Source organism: Stenomitos frigidus ULC18, assembly GCF_003003795.1.
Classification (GTDB): domain Bacteria; phylum Cyanobacteriota; class Cyanobacteriia; order Leptolyngbyales; family Leptolyngbyaceae; genus Stenomitos; species Stenomitos frigidus_A.
Genome location: NZ_PVWK01000017.1, coordinates 85,620 through 102,874, shown reverse-complemented (window position 1 = coordinate 102,874; position 17,255 = coordinate 85,620). Strand labels below are relative to the sequence as shown.

The window sequence follows — 17,255 nt, the reverse complement described above, 5'->3', positions numbered from 1 at the left end:
TAGTGTTTGGAGCCCTGCGTTGAAGCGTTTAAACCGAGCGGCGTAAATTGTTGAGCCAATTTGTTTTAGTTGGGATAATTTTAAGCTGTTACGACTTTTGTGTTCACACGTGTCTTTTGCGTTCACACTTGTAGCAACGCTCAGGTTTGTAGCAGCGCTCAGGTAAAGATGATGTTATGTCAAACGTTCAATATGAGCCACGCAAGGGAATGTGTAACATCAGGCACAAAAAAGCAGCTCAGAGTGAGTTTAAGTGTTCTAAGCTACAAACCCTTGACTGCTGGTTTGTGGCAGTCTGGGCAATTTCTTGGGCACCAGGTAAGGGGATATGGTAGTGACGCAAGATAGACCGCTGGCATCTGTATTCCGTCAGATGGGAGGTGGAGCATTTCCACCTGTTGTTGAAACGTTTGAACGGGGCAAGACCATTTTCTTCCCAGGCGACCCGGCAGAACGTGTGTATTTTTTAGTGCGCGGCGCCGTTAAACTGTCCAGGGTTTACGAAGCAGGTGAGGAAATTACAGTCGCCCTGCTGCGGGAGAACAGCGTTTTTGGAGTGTTGTCTCTCATCACAGGGCATAGATCCGATCGCTTCTATCATGCCGTTGCATTTACATCTGTCGAGCTACTTGCCGTACCCATTGAACAAGTCGAAAAGGCGCTGAAGGACAATCCTGAGCTATCGATGATTTTGCTGCGTGGCTTGTCGTCGCGGATTTTGCAAACTGAGATGATGATTGAAACGCTGGCACACCGGGATATGGGCTCACGCTTAGTTAGCTTTCTACTGATTTTGTGCCGCGATTTTGGGGTGCCGACAAACGATGGCATCACGATCGACCTTAAGCTCTCCCACCAGGCGATCGCGGAGGCGATCGGCTCTACCCGTGTGACCGTCACTCGTCTCTTAGGTGACTTACGGCAAGATGAGATGATTTCTATTCACAAGAAAAAAATCACAGTACACAATCCAGTAACGCTGAGTAAGCAGTTTACGTAGGCATCGGGGAACAGAGAGTCGGGAGGAGAAAGGCTAAAGGCTAAAGGCTGAACTCAAAACTCAAAACTTTCTCTCCCCTCACCTCTCCACAGGTTGCAAATTTAGCAACGGACTACAAAGTTTAACGACTTGAGGTAGGCTGTATGTGAATTCGCCCCAGCAGCTTCGTAGAGTTTTAGCACAGGGCCTTTTGGGAGTGTAAGTGTGTCCGGCGGGGAAATCCTGATTTTGGCAGTGCTGATACTTGGTGCGGTCATTGCCACATTAGGCGATCGCATTGGCACTCGCGTTGGTAAAGCTCGTTTGAGCTTGTTCAATTTACGTCCCCGTAAGACTGCCACCCTGGTGACTATTTTTACGGGTATTCTCATTTCTGCCTCCACCCTAGGAATTTTGTTCGCTGCTAGTAATCAACTGCGAACAGGGGTCTTTGAGTTGGGCACCATTCAGCGCCGACTGCGCAATACTCGCACGGAGCTGGAAGCAGCCAGAAACCAGAAAGGACAGGTTGAGAGTGAACTTACCAAAGCGCGCGCTGATCGAGCGTCAGCGAAGAAACAACTAACGGAGACGAATCAATCGTTACGGGGAGCCATTGCTGAGCGATCGCGGGCTCAAGCCGAAACAGCACGGACTCAAACAGCGCTCAATCTGACGCAGGGACGGCTGGCAAAGGTCTCTCAACAGGCGCTGCGATTGCGGTCAGAAATTGGGCAACTGCAGGTAGCACGCGATCGTGTGATCGCTCAACGAGAACAGGAAATTCGAGCGAGAGACCAGATTATTCAGCAGCGCGAAGCCCGTCTTAAAGACTTGGAAAAACAACAGGAAGCACTGGCGAGAGATGTGCAAGCCCTGCAACTAACGGCTCAAGGCCTGCGTACAGGCAATGTCGTCATTCAGCGGGGGCAAGTGCTTGCCTCTCTGCCGCTTCGTACAACCAACACGGCAACTGCGAAACAAGCGATCGATCAACTGTTGCGAGAGGCCAATCAGTCTGCGCTTCGGTTGGTGAGGCCGGGTGCATCAGAACAAATTGTGCAAATTACGAATGCCGATGTTAAGCAACTGATTGAGCAGATTGATGATGGGCAGGATTATATCGTTCGCATTTACTCCGGTGCGAACTACCTCGTTGGTGAGAAGTTTATCCAGGTCTTTGCTGATGCCGTCAAGAATCGGGTAATCTTTCTAGCTGGCGATGTTGTCGCAGGCACCTCGCTTAACCCTTCGACCATGTCGGACGATCAAATTCAGCAGCGCATCAACCTGTTGCTGGCTGCCGCTAATTTTCGAGCCCGTAATCTTGGTGTTTTGACTGACTCTGTTCAGATTGGTCGCATTCAGGATGTCATTACTTTTATCGAACAGTTAAAACAGTATAAGCAGACGGTCGAGCTTAAGGCCGTTGCTGCTGATGTCACCTATACGGCTGGACCACTCAACATTGATTTGATTGCTAGCCAGAATGGACAAGTGCTTCTCCGTACAAAAAACCTCGCCCCTACAGGCGGGCAAACCCCCTAGCTTTTCTGATCTCCAACTTTTCTCTGCTGATCGATTCACTTTTGTCATGCGTTGCCATGCACTTTAGCCCTTCTTCGCAACCCGAGCCATCCGTTTCTGATCAACCAGTAATTTTAGGCTTTGATCCTGGTCGGCGCAAATGTGGGCTGGCAGTCATTGGGGTCGATCGCATGGTGCGTTACCATCAGGTTGTTGAAGCAGAGTCTGCGATCGACACGATTCAAAACCTCCGTCAGCAATTTCCGATTTCCTTGCTAGTGATGGGTGACCAGACCACCGCGAAAGATTGGAAGCAAAAGCTCAACCATGCCTTGGCCGACCCACTCCGCATCATCATGGTCGATGAGCGACACAGCAGCCTGGCAGCGCGCGATCGCTACTGGCAAATGTACCCAGCGCAAGGACTGGTGAGATTGATCCCCCAATCATTTCGCACGATTTCTCGCCCGATCGATGACATTGTGGCGATCCTGTTGATCGAACGGTATTTGGAACGGTTAGTGAATTAGTCAGCAGTCAGCAGTCAGCAGTCAGCAGCTGTTCATCCATTCAGTAACGCTTTCAACTCAAAACTTAGGAACACGAATTTAATCACTCCGGCATTTTCCGTAGGGGCGCACGGCCGTGCGCCCCTACCTGCAAACAATTTGTCGATTTTATTTAATCCACGATCCTTAACGTCTTTCTTCGCGCGTTCTTTACACTTGTTCATAGATCTCCAACTAACTTGGTTAGCGGTACAATTCGCGGTAGTCTGAAAAAGCATTTAGAGCGATCGAGATTGACTATGACTGCGTTTTCCACCTCTGAAACGGCTGTATCCTCACCTCTACCTCCAAGCGATTCACGGCAACGCGTAAGCCAGTTTTTGCGAAACCTGCAAGATCAGATTTGCCAGGGACTTGAGGAAAGCGATGGCGGTAAGACTTTTCAGGAAGATAGCTGGGTGCGAGAGGAGGGCGGCGGCGGTCGATCGCGCGTCTTGCGAGAAGGCAATGTGTTTGAGCAGGGTGGCGTTAACTTCTCTGAAGTGTGGGGAAAAGACCTACCACCCTCGATCGTGATGCAGCGTCCCGAAGCCAGGGGCTATGAGTTTTATGCCACCGGCACGTCGATGGTTTTGCATCCCCGCAATCCTTACATTCCCACCGTGCACCTCAACTACCGCTACTTTGAAGCCGGTCCCGTTTGGTGGTTTGGCGGTGGCATTGACCTCACGCCTTACTACCCCTTTGCCGAAGACGTTGTGCATTTCCATCAAACGCTAAAGCAAGCGTGCGATCGCCATCATTCCGAGTATTACCCCACCTTCAAAGCTTGGTGTGACGAATACTTTTATCTCAAGCATCGCCAGGAAACACGCGGCGTTGGTGGCATCTTTTTTGACTATCAAGATCCGCAAGGCATTCTTTACCCAGTGGCGTACCCTGGCTCACAAGGCGATACAACCGCCGCTCAACATAGTCAGACGGTTGGCCCAGTGAAAGGACGTACGTGGGAAGACCTCTTCAGCTTTATCCAAAGCTGTGGCACCGCCTTTCTGCCCGCTTACTTACCGATCGTCGAAAAGCGTCGATCCCATGAGTATGGCGAACGCGAACGTAACTTCCAGCTCTATCGTCGCGGTCGCTATGTCGAATTTAATTTGGTCTACGATCGGGGCACCATTTTTGGTTTGCAGACTAATGGACGCACCGAATCCATTCTTATGTCTCTGCCCCCTCTAGTACGTTGGGAATATGGCTATACCCCTGAGCCAAACACACCAGAAGCAGCGCTCTACGAAACGTTTTTGAAACCTCAAGATTGGATCAATTGGCCGCTACCAAGCCAAAAAGTCTAGAGTAGACTGCTTATAAGGTGAATTTACTAGCAAAACGTCACGGCTGCATTGGGTGCTGTAATCGTTAGATTAAGGGTGGTATTAGAATCTAGTTAGCGCTTCGGCTGCGAAGCAAATTGACGCTTTGAGGCGATTATGATGAATCGTCCTATGCTTGGGCTACCGTTGAACTTACCAGTTTGGAAGCTTGAGACGGATTGCGAATCTTCAGTTAGAATCAGCCCAAGCATCACCGTTCTTAGGAGAGGGTAAGTGGTTCTTATGGAGCAAAAGTCAATTCACATGGAGCAGAAGACCCATACAACCCAGGACGGCACCACCGTTATTGTCTTGACGCCGACGGGACGGCTTGACATTACGACGGCGTGGCAGTTTCGGCTCAAGCTTCAGGAGTGTATTTCTAAATTGAGCCACCATGTAGTGGTCAACCTGGGTCAGGTTAACTTCATTGATAGTTCTGGGTTAACCTCCCTGGTTGCTGGCATGCGTGATGCTGACAAGGTGCGCGGTAGCTTCCGTATTTGCAATGTTCATCCTGAAGCCAAGCTAGTGTTTGAAGTGACCATGATGGATTCGGTCTTTGAGATTTTTGAAACTGAGCAAGAAGCCCTTGAAGGCGTCCCTAGAGGCATCGCAAGTTGAAGCTGGTGCGGTACATGGGGCAACCATTCTGCTTGGCGTTTGCTTATACTTGACCTCAGTTTTTTTGAGAGGCTCTCATGTGGACAGTGCTTACGCAGGAATCGTTTTCTCACGAGCATCTGCGGCTCACGTACCCAAACCGTAATCAGAAATTCAGCTTCTCTTACAGCCGTTTTCATTTGGATTAACCACACCCGACACCCGACACCCGACACCCGACACCCAAAGCCACAAGCCTGTGGCTTACTGATCTGAAAACCGCTGTAAACCGTGCTAGATCCTACTGAAAGGCAAGCCCACACATCGTTGTTTGGTATTGGGCAAAAACTATGTGTAGAGCGCAGCCAGAATAGTTGGTAAAGCAACAATCTGTCCTTGAGCAACAATAAACTCGTCGACAAAGGTTTCGATAAAGACCTGACCATAAGGTGAAAGTAAAGCCTCGATCGTCTCTGGCGTGTATTTGCGTAAATGCTCAGGATCTTCGTCTGGCCCGACACAGTTATTGGGAACGGCGATATAGGCTCGACCATCGGGACGCAGGATTTGTACGGCTCTTTTAATGCAAGCCTGATCGTCTTCGATGTGCTCCAGGGTTTCAGTGGCGACGACAACGTCAAAACTGTGGTCAGGTAACGGAATATCGGGTAACGTTGCGACGATGCCGGTAATTGCGGGTGGTAGTTGGGCGATCGCGGCAGCGGAAAGATCAAGACCGGTGACACTATTACCGAACTCAGCCAGGCGACCCGCTAAAACCCCAACACCGCAGCCTAGTTCTAGCACTTCGTTAAAATGGCCTACTGCCCAGCAGATTCTGCCAAAACAGCTTGGATAGCGACGCCAAGTGGCTTCGCCTTCCTGCTGCCAGATTTTATCCCAGTAACCCGGCTCAAGATTGATGTTATTGGCTGTCATGCACTTAACCACTACATAGAACCTCTATTCAGAGTTTACTTTAACCAGATCTAGTCTCTAGTCACTGCCGTAGTGATGCGGCGACTATTGAGGTAGGAGCGATACAACTTAAAAAGTTGCATCGCTTCTGCATCCTTTTCGGCTATATAGCGTAGTCTTTATATTGACGACGCTATCCTTGGAGGCTGGCTTGACAAATAGCCGCGATCAACTCTCGCTTTTTTCGGTCTCCGAGCAGAAGACATTAGCATACGGCAGCAAGCAACCAGACTTACTGAAAATTAGCAGCGATGCCTTGCAGGATTGGAAGCAGCGTCTTTTTCAATATCAGCAACAAATCCATGTTGCCCCAACCTTGCAGCAGGGCGCGCTCTTTGACCTAACGTCTAGCATTGGCTCAGCGTCTGGTGACATTGATGTCGCCAGCATTGATCCGTTTAGCTTGCCGCAGCAGAACACAGAATTCTGGCGCTGGAAAGCGAGCGATGCAGGAGTAGCGGCGCTCTACTTTGTGATTGACTATGAGCTACCAATCTTGCTCTATGTCGGCGAAACCGTAAAATCTGGGCAGCGCTGGAAAGGAGAGCACGATTGCAAACGCTACCTGCTGAACTACCGACAGGTGCACTATCAGAACCAACTCGATACGCTCTTGGGCATTGCTTTTTGGTCGCTGGCACCCACCCAAGCCCGCGATCGCCAGCGGCTAGAAACTGCACTCATCCAACGCTGGCGATCGCCGTTTAATAAAGAAAACTGGGAGTTTTGGGGCACACCGTTTACCGGTTTGGTGGTCGGCTAATGCCCTCGATCGCACTATATTGGTCAAGATGAGACTCAAAAAGCCTTACGGCTTTCTCATCACGTCTTTACAACGGCTTTACCTACTCACTCTTAGCAGTAGTTATCTTAAAAACAAGTTGGACTGTGTGAATGCCAACTCCATGAGAAGAACGAGATGGACAGCAACGGGGGGCTTGTTGCTGTCCATTTCGCTTTTTGAGGGGCTAAAGAAGATATCAACAGCAGCTAGGCGAATTTCGGTCAAACTCTCAAAAAAATCGTCTTCCAGTAATTTGGCTCATTGTCCGTCGATCGTCTCAGGTAACGACGCTTCTACGGAAGGCTGGCAAGCTAACCAGCCATCGAGACGGCCTCATGGCTTTCGTATCGATTGTGGATCACCCATTCAATAACTTGCTGTCCGAGTTGAACACCATCCAGTCGATCGATCTCACGAATGCCAGTAGGGCTAGTCACATTCACTTCAGTCAGATAGCCGCCAATGATGTCAATGCCGACAAAGATTAGCCCATCACGCTGTAATGTGGGTGCCAGTTGAGTGCAAATTTTGTGCTCTCGATCGGTAATCGTCGTTTGTGCCACTCTGCCGCCAACCGCCATGTTGCCCCGAAACTCGTTACCTGTCGGAATCCGATTTACAGCTCCGATCGGTTCACCATTGAGCAGAATGATGCGCTTGTCGCCATCTTTTGCTTCGGGTAAGTAAGTTTGCACCATAACAGGCACCTGCCCCTGATACGTGCTGATTTCAATGAGTGAGTTAATGTTGCGATCGCCCGCTTCTAGAATTAAAATCCCCTCTCCTGCTTTGCCACCCAGGGGTTTCAAGACGGCCACGCCTTTGCGCTCGACAAATTGCCGGATAACCTGCTTATCCTGACTCACAATGGTCTCTGGAATCGCGTCGGCAAACTGCAGCGCGTACATTTTCTCGTTAGCGGCTCGAATGCCTGCGGGAGCGTTGACGACCAACGTTTTAGCTGGATCGATGTAGTCCAGAATGTACGTGGCGTAGAGGTAAGGCACCGTTACAGGCGGATCAGTACGCATGAACACCGCATCCATCGCTTCCAGCGGCATGAGGGCGCGATCGCCCAGCGTAAACCATGCATTAGCAGCAAGCCACCGTCCCTCACTCAGCTGAACAGGCGTCAGATGGACTTGTTCCAAAGGTGCAAAGGCTTTACCGTCTGCCACCCCTAGCTGCGCTGCCTGCGTCACCCAGACTTCGTGCCCCAACGCCTGCGCAGCTTCCATCAGCGCCACGCTGGTGTCATGTCCAGGGTCAAGCCGCTGAATGGGATCAATGATAAAAGCAAATTTCACAGGAGTTGTCCTTCGTCAGTGAGCAGCCGTTCGTAGTTGGTAGCCACTGACTGCAACCTACAAACTATGGACAGTTTAGCTGGCTTGAAGCAGGGAATCGAGTTTCCCCTGAGCATTCAGAGCGGTAATGTCGTCGCAACCGCCGATATGTTGATCATTGATAAAGATCTGCGGGACGGAGCGTCGCCCCTGAGCCCGTTGGGACATTTTGGCTCGTGCCGACTCATCGTCATCGATACAATATTCGGTGTAAGTAACACCTTTGCGATCGAGCAGCGCTTTTGCCCGAATGCAGAATGGGCAAGTACTCCAAGTGTAAATCTCGACATTAGCCATAATTCTTTTCATGCAGCGTTCTACTCCATTTTAGGGCTTGGAGATGGTAAAACGCAGGCAACTCAGAATCGCAGATTGAATAAAATCGGTAAATTGTCTGCAGGTAAGGGAGCGCGACCGTGCGCCCTTACACGGAATGCAGGAGTTATGGAACGCTTGTTCCGAAGTCTATTCAGGAGACGTTTCCAACGCGTCAGATGGCGCTGACTTTGGCAGCAGTAGCCGGATCGCCATGACCGCAAAGCCCAATGCCGCAGCAATTTTTACCAGACGTGCAGGCAATAAATGGGCAGTACCTTCACCAATAAAGACACCCAACAGGCTTGCCAGCAACAGTGCCGCAGCAGTGCCTAGAAAAATCGTGCGAGGTGATTTCGAGTTGCCGCTGAGCGCGATCGCCGCGAGCTGGCTTTTATCGCCCAACTCTGACAGAAACACTGTAATAAAGCTGATCCCTAAGAGATGCCAATCCATAAGAGGAGGTCTACATTTTGAGTGAGAAGTGAGGGGAGAGGAGTGAGACAAGCTTTGAGCTCGTAGAGGCGTTAGGTATAGCGCCTCTACTGCTGTCTACAGGCTCACAACCTCCAGAAGCAGCCACATTGATATCAGTGCTAAGGTAATGCCAGCGGCAGTATCGAGAGTTTTGGGAGAGACGCGAGAGGACAGCCATTGCCCCACTAAAACACCGAGCAGGCTAGTGGTCACGAGTGCAGTCGCCGCGCCTGCAAAAACAATCCACGGTGCATGGGATTCAGCCGTCATTAACAGTGTTGCCACCTGTGTTTTATCGCCCAGTTCCGCCAGAAAGATGGTGATAAACGTAGAGCCAAAGACTTTCCAGAACTGCGCCCTCGTTTCCTGCTCGGCTGTCTGAAGTGAGTCAGAGGCATCCACGGGTGGTACATCTAAGGCGTTCGTATTGTCTATTTGCAGATCGATAGCAGAGTCTCCCTCTGTTGTCGCCCGTTTTGCCTCGATCAAAAGAGGCGTACTGCCAGGGTGAACCGTCTGAACGACTGGAGCTAACTGACCGATGACGAATGATGAAGCTTCCACGGCAAACTAAAGCTAAGAGATGACCTTTTCATATTCCTTTCATTATCTCGGACTAGACACTAAAGGTCAACCTTGACGCTAAAGCTCAGTCCGTCATGATCACACCCACCTCTTGATCGAACCGGATCATCTCCAGGCTGCGATCGCCATAAACACCGTCGATTTGCTCACGACAGCAGGCAATCGCAAACTCGTTCAGATCGTCTGCTTCCACTGCAAACAGGTCTTTAAAAACCTCTGGCTCGACACGACAAAAACGCGGACGATCGGCGTAAATACCACATTCGCGAGTGGTGTGATCAAAGTGGACACACCAACCACCGTCGCCAACCATGCTCAGATAAAGCGCTAATTCTTCGGGCGAGAGGTAGTCTTCTAGATCGGGTCGATCGGTCGGATCAAGGTGACAACAGGCACCACACTGTTTTACACAACGCCAACTGGCCATGAGAGTTAAGAGGGAAGAGGATTGCGGGGAGTGAGTTTTAATTTTTGAGTCAAAGCTGAACGCTGGCTACGGTTCTCCAATGAGCTTAACGGTTCAAGCCACTTATCTATTGACAAACATCTACTGATCACCGTCTTGCTGTCACTTTAACTTTTGTTAACTTTCTTAAAATTGGGGAGGGAGGCAGATAAGATTTGATCGTTGCAGAAATGTTATGACCGTTCATCAAGTTTAGTGCAGTTGACAGATAGGGAGTAGGGGCATGGAGTCGATTATTCAGCTTACGATGTTAGCCGCGATCGTAATCGCTGGTCCTGCTGTAATTTTTCTACTGGCAGCCCGTGGCGGCGACCTTTAGATTGTTAAGCCTTTAGATTGTTAAGTAAGTTGCTTTTTCTAAGCAAATAGTTTTCGGAAACGCGTTTCATCTAGTCAAGCCTCTTGAAGCTTCTCCGTAACGCGTTCACCCAGCAGTTTTTCCGGGTATGAGAGAGTAGTAATGAGCTCGACGAAAGTCGGGCTTTTTCATTGAAGAAATTATTAAACAAAAACACTATACTTACCTCCTTCGAGAGACCCAATGTCTCTCCGTTAGCAAGAGGAGAACTAATTGCTCTGCTCCTACGCTTAGCTGAGTAGTTAAGAGAGGACAGGTCATGAACAAAGATTCTGAACCGAACAACAACAAAGGGACAATCAATCAGCCAATGACACCTGAAGAGGTTAATCCTGCTCAAAAACGAGCCCAGAGAGAGGCGCTTGACCGCAATCCCAACATGACGGTTAACCCTGGCGATCGCATTGATGAGTCCAAGTCTTTAGAAGAAAAAGCTCAACAAGTCGCTGTTGACGCACCTGACATCACCGGGGATCATATCGTTGTACCAACCTACTTTGTCGTTGATGAACCCGATGGTAGTCAGAAAGCACTGCACCACGTTAAGGACGCAGAAGAAATTTCTGATGTCGTACGGCAAGCTGGCTACGGTGGTTAAGTCTCTGTAGGGGTGTTTCACGTTTCTTGTATGCCACAGGCTATAACGCCCCTAGAAAATTCATCTCTCATAGCAACGCCTATAGGTCAATGGTTCGTTGCATGAGTGACGAGCACGATGATAACTAGTTTGCGTAGGGTGTGTTATGCACTAGCTGTAACGCATCGCCTCCAGGGATTGGTGCGTTACAGCTAGTGCATCCTATGAAAAGCCGACGTTGTTTAAGGCTCGTTTCTGGGTTGCCTGCGTAAGCGCTTGCTATAAATAATTCCCTAGTAAAGCTACCTCGATACAGATATAGCCAAAGGATTGTGTTTATGATTGGAACACTGAATCTTTACGGCTATTCTGTCCTGATTCCGAGATCGCCTGTCTCTCCAGAGCTTTATGAGCTAGCAAGAGAAGCCTATGATCTTTGTAGCCAGTTAAACGGTATGACAAAACACAGCCGCCATTATGCAAACTAGCCACGCGCAGCCCATCGTTCAACCTCCTATCTCCATTCCAACGCCACTCTCCAGTCAAGACGCATGGGCTCGTACCGTTCGACCTTTGGGAACGTATGCCATTCAAGGCATTGCTGTCATGAACGATGCGCTCGTAGCCTTAGACTCTATTAGAGGCTATCTGCTGCGGGTCGATCCGGCAACAGACAACGCAACAGTCATTAACCCCTGTCAGGTTGATGATTTCGTTGGTGCGACGGGGCTATCGATCTGGCAGCAAAGTATCTGGTTTGCTCGCGAAGAGAATGTCTACGTCTGCAGCTTAGACGACCTGACTCCGCAGTTGTTCATCACGATGCCCTACGAAGTGGATGGTGTTGCCGTCTGGGAATCTACGGTGTATGTTGCCAGCCAGAAAGAAGGGTATATCTCTATTTTTGAGCGACAGTCACGGCGGTTGATTACCCGCTTGCCGTTGCCCGGTGTGGGTATTCCCAACCTGGCAGTACGCGGCGAAGAACTCTGGGTGTGTGATCGCCTGGAGCAAACGGTTTATTGCCTCGATCGTGCCACTGGCGCACAACAGCTTAGCGTTTTGACCCCGTTTGAGTTTCCCACAGGTCTCACGTTTTACACGCACCCGGAGCAGAAGCGTGAGTGCCTCTATATTTCGTACGCGGGTGAAGAACCGTACATTCGGGACAATCCAAATAACCTGGAAGAGCCACTGGAGCTTACCTTTCGTGATCGCACCTTCATCCACCCGCTCTACATCCAGCATTACCCCAACGATCGCTATACGCTCTCCAACGGCTACCTGATCGAGATGTCCTATGCGGAGGAGTTGTTGCCGCTAGAGGAAATAGAGCTGAATCATTTGGAATGGCGCATTGCGCTGCCCACCGAAACTCATCGTCAAAAAATTCTGCGCGTGGAGGCGATCGGGCTTCCCTTCACGGAAGAAGTGCAAGATGGGCAGCGGGTAGCGGTCTTCCACTTCCATACGCTCAGAGCACATGAACGGCAGATTTTTGGCTGGAAAGCGCTTCTGGAAGTCCGTGGGATTAAGTATGCGTTGACGCCCGATGACGTTGACGCATTACCCCCACTGCCCACCGATTTCCAAACCCGCTATCTGGTGGACGACGATTATTTAGCCATGGATACACCTGTGATCCAGCAGGCCGCTAAAGAGGCGATCGGCACCGAAACCAACTTGTTGCGCAAAATTTTGAAAATTCGCAACTACGTCTACGATCGCCTCTCTTATAGCCTGACCCCTCATATTGATACGCCTGATATCGTTTGGGAGCGAGGCGTGGGCTCCTGCGGAGAATACGTTGGTGTTCTGCTGGCACTAGCACGGTTGAATGGCATTGCCTGCCGCACAGTGGGTCGTTATAAATGCCCCGCCAAAGCTGAACAGCATCATGTACCGCTAGAACCGGACTATAACCATGTCTGGATTGAATTCTATGTACCGGGCTATGGCTGGCTGCCTATGGAATCCAACCCCGATGATGTCATTGAACGAGGCCCTTACCCAACTCGGTTTTTTATGGGTTTGCCCTGGTATCATGCCGAGATTGGTAAAGGTATTCCATTTGAGACGATCACCACTCAGGATGATGGCGTGGACGTCTCGATCGGTGAGTTAGCAATTAACCACGTCCGCTTTACCATTCTCGGCGAACTGCCACCGCTAAGTGCTGCTAGTCAATGATGCTGTAGGATTCGATCGATTACTTGTCCTAACAGATAACATTAGCTTCTTTGCCTGGTGCATGACGCTAACATCACCCCACGTGGACAACGTTGTATGTTCATACTATTACTGGCTGGCAACTAATTAACTCGGCAAGGTTGGTACCCTAAAAGCTGGTTGCTTTCCTTTCTGAGTGAATCTTTGCGAACTTTTTCGTGTGGGTTTTGGGCAAGCTACTTGCCATTGAGGCATTTAGGGACAGCAACGATCGTTCAGACTCGATCGTGTGAAAGCAGCAGGACTTGATAAATCGTAAAGACGGTCATCAACGTCAAAATCAATAATGAAACCATTGCTACACCCAGAGTTCTAAACGTAACTTGCCCTCAAAACGTAGAGTGATTCTCAGCCAAACCGCTGATCTTTTTTATGCATTTGGTAATCTTTTCTAGCTGTAGTCGTTTCGCAGCTTAGGAAGCAGTGCCATCAGTAGGATGTAGAGGAGATGAATGCTACGTGTGGTCTCGTCAAGACTCTGTAAACTCACTTCTACAGAGCTTGTTGTCTTCCGTGAAATTGCTGATAATCCGTTTGAGACGCACATCGGTTAACGCTTTTTTCAATGTCTTTGAGCCCTTTCCCTGGATCAAAAGAACTGAGGCAAGACTTACACAAAAGCGTTCTCAGCGGTCTTGGTACGGGGAAAGGGGTACAAAAACTATGACCAACTATCGTCTACCAATTTACCTGCGTAAGTCATGAAAGGGTGTCATCTCCTGAATACTCACATCCCTTAACAATGCAGGATCCGCCGCATGAGACCGTCGCTTCATAAATTATCACTTGCCGACTCTGAAGGTTTTACTCTTATTGAATTGCTAGTTGTCATCGTAATTGTTGGTATTCTGTCCGCGATCGCGCTGCCCTCATTTTTGAACCAGGCAAGTAAAGCGAAAGAGACTGAATCGAAGCAGTATATAGGCTCTCTTAATCGTGCTCACCAGGCCTATTTCCTAGAGAAAAATACATTTACTGATGACTTTTCGCTGTTGGGTTTGGGCATTAAAACTCAAACTGCAAACTATACGTATGCGATTCAAAACAATTCCAGCACTGCTGCTACTAACGTCTCCTTTCCTCAAAATACGGTTTCGCTAAGAGCGCACGTGGGAGGCGTTAGTGTGGGCAGCACGACTGGCGCTGCGGGTGGCGAGGTGACCACACTGGCAGTACTGTGTCAATCGCAGAAGCCGCAAGCGGGTGATTCAACTGGTGTCGCGTTTGTTGCTGATGTGGGGCCGTCTTGTACTGGCTCCTTTGAAAATCTGGGTAATTGATGATAATCAGAGCTGAATGCGCTCTGCTGGCAGGGGTTCAGACTACAATCAGTCAGAACAGCGACAGCTATCATGTCGTGATCCAGTTAGCAGCAGTGAAAAGACTTTGACGTTATGGGTGCTTCTACAGTCCTACAGAATTATATTAACGGCGTATGGTGCGCTTCGACGGCCACCACTTACCTGGATGTGACCAATCCAGCTACCACCGAAATTTTGGCAGCCGTACCGTTGTCGCCTGCAAATGAGGTTGATCAGGCAGCGCAAGCCGCGGCGGCTGCCTTTGTCACCTGGAGACGGACTCCCGCGACCGATCGGATTCAGTATCTCTTTAAGCTCAAGGTTTTGTTAGAAGAGCATCTGCATGATCTGGCGCAAACGATTACTCAGGAGTGCGGCAAAACACTAGCAGAATCAAAGGGTGAACTGCAACGGGCGATCGAAAACGTCGAGGTTGCCTGTGGGATTCCGATTCTAATGCAGGGCTACAACTCTGAAGATATTGCCAGGGGCATTGACGAAACCATGATCCGTCAGCCGCTTGGCGTTACAGCAGTGATTGCACCCTTCAATTTTCCTGGTATGATTCCGTTCTGGTTCATTCCCTATGCGATCGCCTGTGGCAACACCACCATTCTCAAACCGTCTGAGCGAGTGCCCTTGACGATGCAAAAAGTGGTGCAGTTGCTGGAGCAGACAGGGCTGCCAAAGGGCGTGATTAATCTGGTCAATGGCGATAAAACAGTCGTGGATGCGATTCTTGATCACCCCTTGATCCGGGCAATCAGCTTTGTTGGGTCTACACCGGTGGCGAAGTACGTTTACAGTCGCGCTGCCGCAAATGGTAAACGCGCGCAGTGCCAGGGTGGAGCCAAAAACCCGGTCATCATCTTACCCGATGCCGATCTTGCCATGACCACGCGCATTATGGCGGACAGTGCTTTTGGGTGTGCGGGACAGCGCTGTTTGGCAGCCTCGATCGCGCTGACGATCGGAGAAGCCCGCCAAACGTTTACGGATGCGATCGCGGAGGTGGCGCACACTCGTGTTGTCGGCTATGGCTTAGACGACGGCGTGCAGATGGGGCCTGTGATTAATGCCCAGAGCCAGGCCAGAATCGAAGGACTGATCCAGAAAGGCGCAGACGAGGGGGCAACCGTGTTGGTGGACGGTCGCCAACCCAAAATTCCTCACTACGGAGCAGGTTCTTTTGTCCGACCCACTGTGCTGCAGAATGTTGATCCAGCAGGCGAGATTGCTCGCACCGAGATCTTTGGCCCTGTACTGAGCCTGATGCATCTAGAGACGATGGACGAGGCGATCGCCCTGATCAACAGCGGTCAATATGGGAATATGGCGTGCTTGTTTACCAGCAGCGGTGCGGCTGCGCGTAAATTCCGCTATGAAGCCGAGGCTGGCAACATTGGTATTAACATCGGCGTTGCAGCGCCAATGGCATTCTTTCCCTTTAGCGGCTGGAAAGATAGCTTCTTTGGCGATTTACATGGACAGGGACACCAGGCCATCGAGTTCTTCACGCAAACGAAAGTGGTTGTCGAGCGGTGGCAGGACTGGACACGGCAATTTTAGATCCGATCAGTTAAGTTGTCGTAGCAAAGAAAACAATCGTCCGGACATAGGCTCTATGTCTGTGCAGAGGTAACTACCAGCAGTTGTTGGGTGAATTGAGCACAGCAGCCAACGGTTGCAAATGCTGATGCCACTGAACAGTGCAGTAAGTTGAGTTTTTGGGGTCAGAAATTTTGTTTTTTGGGATGAGAGGCGCAGTTATTCAAACTTAGTGCAGTCAATCACAGCGAGTGAGGAGATTGCCAAGACAAAATTTACCGTTGGGTAGGGGCCGGTTTTGCCAGAGTCTTGGCATCTAGCTCTTAAGCTTGTGGTCAAACCTGCCCCTACGGGTTTTTTGTTGATTAGAACTCTCCTCAGCTGTCACTTGAGATTGAAATATTGCGCCTGAGAACAGGCAGTTTCCATCGTCTTGCCCGCTGGTAGTTGCTAGCATCCCATCCGCATACGTTTAGGTGACTTTACCAGCAAACCCCTCTGTTGTAGTAATGAGTTTTTATGATCACCCTGACCGCCCCACAGCAGTTTACCCTTGGCGTACTTGGGGTCGCTGTTCTGAGTCTCAGTACTGGAAACGCGGCTCAAGCCGCCGTTCTTTTTAACAACGGCGCACCTGATCTTCAAGTTGCAGTCAGGAGCGATTTTGGCTTTCCAGTGGAAGCTGGCGATAATTTCACGTTCGCTACTAGTAATGCCATTACAAACATTACCTGGAGCGGTCTCTATTCCAGTGCCACTGCGGTTTCAACCGCTCCATCAGTCGATCAATTTTCTGTACGTATCTTTGAGTTCCTTAACGGTACCCCAGCGATCGCGCCTGCATTCACGTTTGATAACATCAGCGTGAACCGGTCGGTCAACCCACAAAATACGTTCTTTTTCAATTACTCGTTTGCACCCACACAACCCCTGGCGCTTAAGGCTGGCAGCTATCTCCTTTCGATTGTCAACAATACTCAGGCTGATACCAATCTGGATTGGTTTTGGGCGACGAGTCAGCAGGATGGCAACAATCTGGGGCGCTTCCAGCCGGGTGACGCGTGGTTTAACGATACCAATACGGCCGAACTGGCTTTTGCTCTGGAAGGGAACAACATACCAGCTACTCCCACTCCCGCGCCTGCGCCTGTACCACCCAAAGCGGTGCCGACTCCTGCATTATTGCCAGGACTGATTGGTTTTGGCGTCACCCTATGGCGAAAGCGCCGATCGGCTTCTAGAGCCTAAGTCAAGCAGAGGCTGGAGCAGCATCAGCTTGATAGAAGGGCAGCGCAGCATT

The 17,255-nt window shown here is 50.1% G+C and carries 18 protein-coding genes; 12 read left to right on the top strand and 6 right to left on the bottom strand.

Features of this window, described 5'->3' with window-relative positions; genetic code table 11:
* The first annotated feature begins 328 nt into the window (after nt 1-328).
* The 5 genes from ntcA (at nt 329) to C7B82_RS03930 (ending at nt 5,012) form a co-directional block, all read left to right on the top strand.
* The gene (ntcA, locus tag C7B82_RS03955; protein ID WP_106255003.1) at nt 329-1,000 is read left to right on the top strand and encodes a global nitrogen regulator NtcA; all 672 of its coding nucleotides are present in this window, start codon (nt 329-331) and stop codon (nt 998-1,000) included.
* A gap of 204 nt (nt 1,001-1,204) precedes the next feature.
* Nucleotides 1,205-2,527, top strand: a complete 1,323-nt coding sequence (locus C7B82_RS03950; protein WP_106255002.1) for a DUF3084 domain-containing protein — start codon at nt 1,205-1,207, stop codon at nt 2,525-2,527.
* A gap of 56 nt (nt 2,528-2,583) precedes the next feature.
* Nucleotides 2,584-3,036 carry a Holliday junction resolvase RuvX gene (ruvX, locus tag C7B82_RS03945; protein WP_106255001.1) on the top strand — a complete coding sequence of 151 codons (453 nt, stop codon included), beginning with the start codon at nt 2,584-2,586 and terminating at the stop codon, nt 3,034-3,036.
* 278 nt (nt 3,037-3,314) lie between these two features.
* Entirely contained in the window at nt 3,315-4,370 is a 1,056-nt protein-coding gene (gene hemF, locus C7B82_RS03935; protein WP_106254999.1) for an oxygen-dependent coproporphyrinogen oxidase, read from the top strand.
* Between the two features lie 261 nt (nt 4,371-4,631).
* A complete protein-coding gene (locus C7B82_RS03930) occupies nt 4,632-5,012 on the top strand; it encodes an STAS domain-containing protein (RefSeq protein ID WP_106254998.1) in 381 nt (126 codons plus the stop codon).
* Between the two features lie 327 nt (nt 5,013-5,339).
* Here C7B82_RS03930 and C7B82_RS03925 read toward each other — a convergent pair whose 3' ends face one another.
* Complete coding sequence (locus C7B82_RS03925) at nt 5,340-5,930, bottom strand: class I SAM-dependent methyltransferase (protein WP_106254997.1); 591 nt, start codon at nt 5,928-5,930, stop codon at nt 5,340-5,342.
* A 190-nt stretch (nt 5,931-6,120) separates the two neighbouring features.
* Here C7B82_RS03925 and C7B82_RS03920 point away from each other — a divergent pair, with 190 nt between their 5' ends.
* Entirely contained in the window at nt 6,121-6,732 is a 612-nt protein-coding gene (locus C7B82_RS03920; protein WP_245939722.1) for a GIY-YIG nuclease family protein, read from the top strand.
* A 332-nt stretch (nt 6,733-7,064) separates the two neighbouring features.
* Here C7B82_RS03920 and gshB read toward each other — a convergent pair whose 3' ends face one another.
* The 5 genes from gshB to C7B82_RS03895 form a co-directional block, all read right to left on the bottom strand.
* Nucleotides 7,065-8,060 carry a glutathione synthase gene (gene gshB / locus C7B82_RS03915; protein ID WP_106254995.1) on the bottom strand — a complete coding sequence of 332 codons (996 nt, stop codon included), beginning with the start codon at nt 8,058-8,060 and terminating at the stop codon, nt 7,065-7,067.
* Between the two features lie 75 nt (nt 8,061-8,135).
* Nucleotides 8,136-8,408 carry a glutaredoxin 3 gene (gene grxC / locus C7B82_RS03910; RefSeq protein ID WP_245939721.1) on the bottom strand — a complete coding sequence of 91 codons (273 nt, stop codon included), beginning with the start codon at nt 8,406-8,408 and terminating at the stop codon, nt 8,136-8,138.
* 156 nt (nt 8,409-8,564) lie between these two features.
* Nucleotides 8,565-8,870, bottom strand: coding sequence for a TMEM165/GDT1 family protein (locus C7B82_RS03905; protein WP_106254994.1), 306 nt, complete (start codon nt 8,868-8,870; stop codon nt 8,565-8,567).
* Between the two features lie 96 nt (nt 8,871-8,966).
* Nucleotides 8,967-9,455 (bottom strand): TMEM165/GDT1 family protein, encoded by a 489-nt coding sequence (locus C7B82_RS03900; protein WP_245939720.1) that lies wholly within the window; start codon nt 9,453-9,455, stop codon nt 8,967-8,969.
* 85 nt (nt 9,456-9,540) lie between these two features.
* Nucleotides 9,541-9,903: a YkgJ family cysteine cluster protein gene (locus C7B82_RS03895; protein WP_106254993.1), complete on the bottom strand. Its 363-nt coding sequence runs from the start codon at nt 9,901-9,903 to the stop codon at nt 9,541-9,543.
* Nucleotides 9,904-10,165: 262 nt separating this feature from the next.
* On the opposite strand from C7B82_RS03895, the gene psb30 reads away from it, so the two are divergent.
* From psb30 to C7B82_RS03865, 6 genes are all read left to right on the top strand, one after another.
* Nucleotides 10,166-10,261 carry a photosystem II reaction center protein Ycf12/Psb30 gene (psb30, locus tag C7B82_RS03890; RefSeq protein ID WP_106254992.1) on the top strand — a complete coding sequence of 32 codons (96 nt, stop codon included), beginning with the start codon at nt 10,166-10,168 and terminating at the stop codon, nt 10,259-10,261.
* 298 nt (nt 10,262-10,559) lie between these two features.
* Entirely contained in the window at nt 10,560-10,898 is a 339-nt protein-coding gene (locus tag C7B82_RS03885; RefSeq protein WP_106254991.1) for a hypothetical protein, read from the top strand.
* Nucleotides 10,899-11,354: 456 nt separating this feature from the next.
* Nucleotides 11,355-13,067, top strand: a complete 1,713-nt coding sequence (locus C7B82_RS03880) for a transglutaminase domain-containing protein (protein ID WP_106254990.1) — start codon at nt 11,355-11,357, stop codon at nt 13,065-13,067.
* Nucleotides 13,068-13,864: 797 nt separating this feature from the next.
* Nucleotides 13,865-14,386 carry a type IV pilin protein gene (locus tag C7B82_RS03875; protein ID WP_106254989.1) on the top strand — a complete coding sequence of 174 codons (522 nt, stop codon included), beginning with the start codon at nt 13,865-13,867 and terminating at the stop codon, nt 14,384-14,386.
* A 114-nt stretch (nt 14,387-14,500) separates the two neighbouring features.
* Nucleotides 14,501-15,976 carry a CoA-acylating methylmalonate-semialdehyde dehydrogenase gene (locus C7B82_RS03870; protein ID WP_106254988.1) on the top strand — a complete coding sequence of 492 codons (1,476 nt, stop codon included), beginning with the start codon at nt 14,501-14,503 and terminating at the stop codon, nt 15,974-15,976.
* 498 nt (nt 15,977-16,474) lie between these two features.
* Nucleotides 16,475-17,203 (top strand): PTPA-CTERM sorting domain-containing protein, encoded by a 729-nt coding sequence (locus tag C7B82_RS03865; RefSeq protein WP_106254987.1) that lies wholly within the window; start codon nt 16,475-16,477, stop codon nt 17,201-17,203.
* The last annotated feature ends 52 nt before the right edge of the window (nt 17,204-17,255 follow it).

Excerpts from the sequence above, each read along its gene's own strand:
- grxC (WP_245939721.1), bottom strand. The coding sequence starts at position 8,408 with ATGAAAAGAATTATGGCTAATGTCGAGATTTACACTTGGAGTACTTGC.
- C7B82_RS03930 (WP_106254998.1), top strand. The coding sequence starts at position 4,632 with ATGGAGCAAAAGTCAATTCACATGGAGCAGAAGACCCATACAACCCAG.
- C7B82_RS03905 (WP_106254994.1), bottom strand. The coding sequence starts at position 8,870 with ATGGATTGGCATCTCTTAGGGATCAGCTTTATTACAGTGTTTCTGTCA.
- C7B82_RS03870 (WP_106254988.1), top strand. The coding sequence starts at position 14,501 with ATGGGTGCTTCTACAGTCCTACAGAATTATATTAACGGCGTATGGTGC.
- C7B82_RS03880 (WP_106254990.1), top strand. The coding sequence starts at position 11,355 with ATGCAAACTAGCCACGCGCAGCCCATCGTTCAACCTCCTATCTCCATT.
- ntcA (WP_106255003.1), top strand. The coding sequence starts at position 329 with ATGGTAGTGACGCAAGATAGACCGCTGGCATCTGTATTCCGTCAGATG.
- C7B82_RS03865 (WP_106254987.1), top strand. The coding sequence starts at position 16,475 with ATGATCACCCTGACCGCCCCACAGCAGTTTACCCTTGGCGTACTTGGG.
- C7B82_RS03875 (WP_106254989.1), top strand. The coding sequence starts at position 13,865 with ATGAGACCGTCGCTTCATAAATTATCACTTGCCGACTCTGAAGGTTTT.
- psb30 (WP_106254992.1), top strand. The coding sequence starts at position 10,166 with ATGGAGTCGATTATTCAGCTTACGATGTTAGCCGCGATCGTAATCGCT.
- ruvX (WP_106255001.1), top strand. The coding sequence starts at position 2,584 with ATGCACTTTAGCCCTTCTTCGCAACCCGAGCCATCCGTTTCTGATCAA.
- C7B82_RS03895 (WP_106254993.1), bottom strand. The coding sequence starts at position 9,903 with ATGGCCAGTTGGCGTTGTGTAAAACAGTGTGGTGCCTGTTGTCACCTT.
- C7B82_RS03925 (WP_106254997.1), bottom strand. The coding sequence starts at position 5,930 with ATGACAGCCAATAACATCAATCTTGAGCCGGGTTACTGGGATAAAATC.
- hemF (WP_106254999.1), top strand. The coding sequence starts at position 3,315 with ATGACTGCGTTTTCCACCTCTGAAACGGCTGTATCCTCACCTCTACCT.
- C7B82_RS03885 (WP_106254991.1), top strand. The coding sequence starts at position 10,560 with ATGAACAAAGATTCTGAACCGAACAACAACAAAGGGACAATCAATCAG.